This is a genomic window from Dietzia sp., assembly GCF_036741115.1.
Taxonomy (GTDB): domain Bacteria; phylum Actinomycetota; class Actinomycetes; order Mycobacteriales; family Mycobacteriaceae; genus Dietzia.
In genome coordinates this window covers 1-6636 of record NZ_DAINST010000038.1, presented here as the reverse complement: position 1 = coordinate 6636, position 6636 = coordinate 1, and the positions used below count along the sequence as shown (strand labels likewise).

General features: G+C 69.8%; 5 protein-coding genes. 2 read left to right on the top strand and 3 right to left on the bottom strand.

Features of this window, described 5'->3' with window-relative positions; all coding sequences use genetic code 11:
* Positions 1-832: acetate/propionate family kinase (locus tag V7E05_RS07575; protein WP_333619061.1), on the top strand; the 832-nt coding region annotated here is incomplete at its 5' end.
* A 68-nt stretch (positions 833-900) separates the two neighbouring features.
* Here the strand turns inward: V7E05_RS07575 and V7E05_RS07570 are convergent.
* The gene (locus V7E05_RS07570) at positions 901-1332 is read right to left on the bottom strand and encodes a PIN domain-containing protein (protein ID WP_333619060.1); all 432 of its coding nucleotides are present in this window, start codon (positions 1330-1332) and stop codon (positions 901-903) included.
* 176 nt (positions 1333-1508) lie between these two features.
* Here V7E05_RS07570 and V7E05_RS07565 point away from each other — a divergent pair, with 176 nt between their 5' ends.
* Positions 1509-2156: a maleylpyruvate isomerase family mycothiol-dependent enzyme gene (locus tag V7E05_RS07565; protein ID WP_333619059.1), complete on the top strand. Its 648-nt coding sequence runs from the start codon at positions 1509-1511 to the stop codon at positions 2154-2156.
* A gap of 80 nt (positions 2157-2236) precedes the next feature.
* On the opposite strand, the gene V7E05_RS07560 is transcribed toward V7E05_RS07565, so the two are convergent.
* A complete protein-coding gene (locus V7E05_RS07560; protein ID WP_333619058.1) occupies positions 2237-3880 on the bottom strand; it encodes a protein adenylyltransferase SelO in 1644 nt (547 codons plus the stop codon).
* A gap of 33 nt (positions 3881-3913) precedes the next feature.
* A partial coding sequence (locus V7E05_RS07555) for a tetratricopeptide repeat protein (RefSeq protein WP_333619057.1) occupies positions 3914-6636 on the bottom strand: 2723 nt, incomplete at its 5' end.

The window sequence follows — 6636 nt, the reverse complement described above, 5'->3', positions numbered from 1 at the left end:
GCTCGCGCCCCTGCACAACCCCGCAAACCTCCGCGGCATCCGCGTTGCGCGCGATATGTTCCCGTCTCTCCCACACGTCGCCGTGTTCGACACCGGCTTCTTTTCCACCCTTCCACCCTCGGCGTACACCTACGCCGTGCCGGAGGACTGGGGCATCCGCCGCTTCGGCTTCCACGGCACGTCGCACGCCTACGTCTCCGAGCAAACCGCCGGCGTCCTGGGGAAGGCGTACCCCGACGTCAACCAGATCGTCCTCCACCTCGGCAACGGGGCCTCGGCCTCGGCGGTGCGCGGCGGGGTCGCCGTGGAGACGTCGATGGGGCTCACGCCGCTCGAGGGGCTCGTGATGGGCACCCGGCCCGGCGACGTCGACCCGGGCGCCCTGCTGCACCTCATGTCCGAGCGTGGGGTCTCGCCGAAGGAACTTTCCGAGGGCCTCAACCGGCGCTCGGGTCTAAAGGGGCTCTCGGGCGTCTCGGATTTCCGCGAGGTGCTTGCCCGTGCCGATGACGGCGACGAGCGCGCCCGCCTCGCCTACGAGGTCACGGTCCACCGGCTGCGCAAGTACGTCGGCGCCTACTGGGCGGTGCTCGGCACCCTCGACGCGATCACGTTTACCGCCGGGGTCGGCGAGAACGCCGCACGCCTGCGCGCGGACGTGCTCGCGGGCTTTGCCGACTGGGGCCTCGAGGTCGATGCCGAGGCGAACGAGAACGGCAGCGGCGCGCGGCTCATCTGCACGTCGGCCTCGAAGGTCGCGGCGCTCGTGGTTCCCACCAACGAGGAGCTCGCCATCGCGCGCTTCGCCGACGAGGTCGTGTCGGCGGGGTAGGGGCGAGCGGGAGTCGACGACCTGAGGACGGCGGCAATTCGCGACTGTTCGCCTGAAAGGCTCCTTGCTCAGATCTCGACGATCGAGACGAGCTCGTCCAGGCCATTGAGACCCGAGGCATTCTTAGCCAGTAGATCCATCTCCCGCGAGAGCGCAATCGCGGCGATCATCTTGTCGAGCGTGTGTGCCCTGAGCCTTTTCTTGTCCTTAGTGCCGGCGGCAATGTGGCGAAGGATCTCTCCGTAGGCATCTGCCGCGGCGTCGTCGTAGGGTATTCCGATTCCGAAGACGTCTTCGATCGAGTCAAAGCGGCGCTTGCGCACGAAGTAGTTTTCGGGGGATTCGAGGAGAGCAGTAACGAGTCCGAAATGGAGCTCCGAATAGCTCAACGCGCTGATGAAGAGCTCGTCGTACGACGAGAAGTTCGGAGCAGCCGGCTCATTCGTGAACCCTGTGATGACGACACTTGTGTCGAGAAGTGCTCGGCGGGTGGAGCTCATCGATCCCACGGGTCGTCGGCGTTCGAGGCATCCCGATACACGCGGAGCTCGTTTTCCCATGCGAGATCGACAGCGCCCGAGAGCAGCTCCGAGACTTGCGCGGCATTCGCCGGACTCGGCTCTTCCGCCAAAACGATCTTCCAGCGCACCGCCATGGCTCCCGTACTGTCGGGTTCATGGCGTCCGAGTACACGTCCGACGAGATCTGGTCGATGGTCCGCGACGAGCGCGCCGCCCTGGTCGACGCGCTGAGCGCGCTGTCCCCGGAGCAGTGGATGTCCGACACCCTGTGCGGGGAGTGGGACGTCGAGGATGTGACGGCGCACCTCGTGGCCGCCTCGCGCACGGGGACACCGGCGTGGCTGCTGGCGATGGCAGCGGCGGGCTTCGATCCCGATCGCTTCAACGCCAGAAAGGTGCGGCGCTTCCGCGGCGCGGGCGCCGAGGAGACGCTGGCGATGCTCCGCGCCTCCGTGTCTTCGCAGGTCGCGCCGTTCGGCAGCGCGCTGGGGTTGCTCGGCGAGGTGATCGTCCACGGCCAGGACATAGCCCGCCCCCTGGGCCTCGACTTGCTGCCCGATGCCGATGCGCTCGATGCGCTCGCCTCGTTCTTCGCGTCGAAGAATTTCGCCGTGCCCAGCGCGAGAATCGCCAAGGGGCTGCGGCTCGAATCGACGGATACCGCCTTGCGCGCCGGGCCCGCCGGGGCGCCCTCGGTGCGGGGCACGACGCTTGCGCTGGTCATGGTGATGGCCGGGCGGATCGCATACCTCCCGGAACTCTCCGGAGACGGTGTCGACGAGCTCCCGGACCGGCTGGGATAGCCCAGCCGAGCCCCGGATTGCCGGGTGCGGGAGTCCGGGCCCGGGCTTCCTGTGCCGGCCCTGGCGACCAATAGGTCCGGCTACGTCCCGCAGTACGTGGTATAACGGCCGAAATCGATGGGCGCGGGCTCGGCGAATCGCTCGAATCCCGGGCGCTTGGTGTACGGAGCGGTGACGGCCTCGAGGAGCTCGCCGAACGGGCCGAGATCGCCTGACCCTGCCGCAGAGAGTGCCTCCTCTACGAGGTGATTTCTAGGAATGTAGAGGGGGCTCGCGGCGCGTATGGCCGCGGCGTCGGGGGCGAGTTCGAGCCACCGTGAGAGCCAGGCGTCGAGACGCTCTCGCTGGGGTACGAGCTCGAGGACGGCTTCGCGCTCGCCGGACTCGGCGACGTCGGCGAGCCGCCGGAAGAAGCGCGTGTGGTCCGGGTGCTCGGCGGCGAGTATCTCCTGCAGTTCGGCGAGGAGGTCGGCGGGGGAGTCGGCGCCGTCCGCCGTCATGGATGGTTCTGGCCCGTCCCGAAGTGCGTCTTCTCCTGCGCCCTCCAGACCCACCTTGGCCGCCATCCGCCGGCGCCACGCGGAGGTGTACAGCGGGCCGAAGCGCTCGAGGTGCTCGCGCGCGAGGTCGATGCCCGCGTTGGGGTCCTCGGCGAACAGCGGGACCAGCGTCTCGGCGAGCCGCGTGAGGTTCCACAGCGCGATGTTCGGCTGGTTCCCGTACGCGTACCTGCCCTGGTGGTCGATGGAGCTGAACACCGTCTGCGGGTCGACCTGCTCCATGAAGGCGCAGGGCCCGTAGTCGATGGTCTCGCCGGAGAGGGTCATATTGTCGGTGTTCATGACGCCGTGGACGAAGCCGAGGGTCATCCACCGTGCGACGAGCTCGGCCTGGGCCTCGACGACCGCGTCGAGGAGCGCGAGGTAGGGGTTCTCGGCGCTCGCGGCAGCAGGGTAGTGGCGTTCGATGGCGAAGTCCGCGAGGCGGCGGACGAGGTCTTCGCCCGCGGCAGGCTCGCTCGCGCCGGGCGTTCCCGAGTCGCCGGTCTGCCCCGCCTTTCCATCCGCTCCCGACTCGCCGTCCGTTCTCGCCTCGCCGGCCTGCGCGCGGCTCGCTGCCGCCTGCCCTTCGAAGACCCGCGCGAACTGGAACGAGCCGACCCGCAGGTGGCTCGCGGCCACGCGCACGAGCACGGCGCCGGGCAGGGGCTCCTCCCGTTGCACGGGCAGGCCTGTGGCGATGACGGCGAGCGCCCGTGTCGTCGGGACGCCGAGGGCAGCCATGGCCTCGGAGACGAGATATTCGCGGAGCATGGGTCCTAGGGCGGCGCGGCCGTCGCCCATCCGAGAGAAGCGGGTGCGCCCCGAGCCCTTGAGGTGGATGTCGCGGAGCCTGTTCGACGCGCCGGAAGGAGCGGCACCTTCGACGGTCTCGATCTCGCCGAGCAGCAGCGCGCGTCCGTCGCCGAGGTTCGGGTTGAACTGTCCGAACTGGTGTCCGGAGTAGCCCTGCGCGACGAACTTCCCTGCGCTGGGGTCCTGCCCGAGGAGGAACGCGAGCCCGTCCTCGGTGCGCAGCCACGCGGGGTCAAGGCCGAGCTCGTCGGCGAGGGCTTCGTTGAGTGCGACAAGCTGCGGCCGCGCGGGCTCCTCCGCAGCCTGCGGATACGCCATCTCCGGGAGAGCGTCGGCGAAGCGTGACTGCAGGTGCGGGGTGGTGCTCATGCACCCAGCCTACGAGCGGAGTGCCGGGCCGCCCTAGAACAGGGTGTTCGGGCGCACCTCGTTCGCCCAGTCCACGAGCCGGTAGCGCTGCGAGCGGGTCGGCATGTTGCGGGCGAGCGCGCGCAGCACGTTCTCCTGCCCGCTGCGCAGTCCGAAGTCGGTGAAGGGGACGCCGAGAAGCGGTGCCTGTGAGGGCCGCGGCTTATCGGTCTTCTTGATCCACTCGAGCGCCGTGCGCAGCACCACGAAGCGGGTCTGCAGCGCGCGGTGCTCGCCGGTGGGTAGCGCCGCCACGCGTCGCGCGGCATCGCGCAGGTGCCGCTCCTCGAGGTCCTCGACGCTTCGCCCCTCGCAGAGCAGCATGAGCGCCGTGAGCTGTGCGATGGCCCAGTAACGCGAGTTCATCGGCACATTGTCGAGCTCGGCGATCGCGGCGTCGGTCTCCCCGCGGGTCTGCAGCTGGCGGGCGAGGCCGAACGCGGAGGAGATCACCGAGCGGTCCGTGGACCACACGCGGCGGTACAGCTGCTCGGAGGCGCGCTGCCAGCGGGCGCGCTCGTCCTCGCCGGCGTAGCCGAGGATCAGCTCGGCGGTGGCGGCGAGCGCGAGCTTCGGGCCGGTCTCGCCCGGCATGGCGGAGAGCACCTGCTGGAAGCGGCGGTAGGCGCCCACGGGATTGCCCTCGAGCAAAAGGAGCACCCCGGCGTACCAGGCCAGGCGCCATTCGGTGTCGAAATGATCCCGCTCGCGCGCGAGGATCGTGCGCGCCGCGAGGATGTCGCCCACCTCGAGGTGCGCGCGGACCAGCGCCATGATGAGCCCGACCGACGGACCCTCCCCGGTCGCGCCGCCACGCGGCGCCGACTGCGAATCCTCGGAACGCCCGGCGCCCACGGATTCCCGTGAGGTTGCGAAGTCGGCCGTATGGGCGACTTCGGTGTGGACGTCGCTCGACTGAGACTTTCCGTCCACGGCGGCAGCTTGGGTGGGCACCGAGGGCGGTGTCATCGGCACGGACGGCGCCTGCGTGGGCATCGACGGCGGTTCCTCGGGGACCGAGGTCGCCTGGGTCGGCATGGAAGGCGCTTGGGTCGGGACCGAGGGCGCCTGGGTTGGGGCCGAGGGCGCCTGGGTTGGGGCCGAGGGCGCCTGTGTCGAGACGGAGGGCGCCTGCGTCGGTACGGACCCCGCCTGCGTCGGCATCGACGGCGGATCCATGGGCACCGAGTCCGCGGTCGGCTCGTCGCCCCCGCCCGGCGCGACCCGCTGCGCCTGGGTTTCCTGGCCGTGCTCGCCATGCTCGCTGGGCTTACCGGACCCGCCGCGATTTGCAGCGCCAGTGGCCCCGCCGGCCCCGGAATCCTCCGGACCCTCGACCCCGAAATCGCCGCCCGCCACGGCACCCGACTCGCTCAGCGCCAGGCTCCGAGAACCGGCCGAATCCTCTGTGGGCAGGCCCATCTTGGCACGTTCGTCGTCATACATTTTCTGCATGGTCTCGAGCCGTTCCTCCGGCGAGGCGAAGGAGACGGCGGTGAGCCGCTGCGCCGCCGGGTCGCCGGGCCGGATGAGCGGCGCCGGCAGCGAATCGACGAGCTCTGGCCCGGAGAGAGTGTGCACGAGGAGGCGGCCGTCGATCATCGCGTCGACGGGGCGGAGCGAGTACAGCGTGCCGAACGTCGCGCGCTGCGGCGAGAAGACCGAGGAGAACGCGGGCTGCGAGATGCCCGTGCGCAGCGCGACGACCTCGCGGAGCACGCCCATGAGCTGCCCGGCCATGCCCTCGGCGCTGCGGAAACGCTTGAGCGGATTGGGATCGGTCGAGTGCAGCAGGAAGCGGTACAGCGAATCGTGCTTCGCGAACAGCGGCTCCTCGAGCGGGGACGGGATGCCGTCGGCGTAGCGGCCGTTCTCCACGGGCAGCCGGCAGATCAGCGAGGCGAGCGTGCGCCCCACCGTGTAGAGGTCCGAGGCGACCGTCGGCCCCGTCCGCGCGACCTCCGGCGCCTGGAATCCGGGCGTGCCGTAGATGTAGCCGTACGCGCCGATGCCGGAGACCGCGCCCATGTCGATGAGCTTGACGTGCTCCTCGGTGAGCATGATGTTCTCCGGCTTGAGGTCGTTGTAGACCAGCCCCACCGAATGCAGGTAGTCGAGGGCTGGGAGCACCTCGAGGATGTAGGCGATGGCCGTCTCCACGTCGAGGACCCCACCAGGGGAATGACGGCGGACGTCCCGAAGGCTCGGCCCGCCAACGTACTCCATGACGATGTACCCGCCGTGGTTCGGCGAGACGGCCCAGTCGTCCTGGATGAAGTTGAAGATACGGACGATCGACGGGTGCGACAGCTCGGCGAGGAACTCGCGCTCGGCGATGGCGACCTTGCGCGCCTCCGCACGGTCGCCGTGGAGGATGCCCTTGAGCACGACCCAGCGGTCGGAGACGTTGTGGTCGATGGCGATGTAGATCCAGCCCATGCCGCCGTGCGCGAGGCAGCCCTGGACCTCGTACTGGTCGGCGACGATGTCCCCGGCGCGCAGCTCCGGCTCGGGCAGCGTGCCTTCGGAGTCGGCGATCTCCTGGGCGATCTTCGTCTCGCTCATGATCGCCGATTGCGGGTCACGAGGACTGATGTACGGCAGGTCGACGAGGCTCTCCGCCGCCAGCGAGGGCCGCGACTTCGGCTGGGCCGGCTTGCGCATGCGGAAGCGCGAGGTGGTGGCCTCGTGCTGCTTGCTCGAGGGGAGCGCCGATC

Excerpts from the sequence above, each read along its gene's own strand:
- V7E05_RS07570 (WP_333619060.1), bottom strand. The coding sequence starts at position 1,332 with ATGAGCTCCACCCGCCGAGCACTTCTCGACACAAGTGTCGTCATCACA.
- V7E05_RS07565 (WP_333619059.1), top strand. The coding sequence starts at position 1,509 with ATGGCGTCCGAGTACACGTCCGACGAGATCTGGTCGATGGTCCGCGAC.
- V7E05_RS07560 (WP_333619058.1), bottom strand. The coding sequence starts at position 3,880 with ATGAGCACCACCCCGCACCTGCAGTCACGCTTCGCCGACGCTCTCCCG.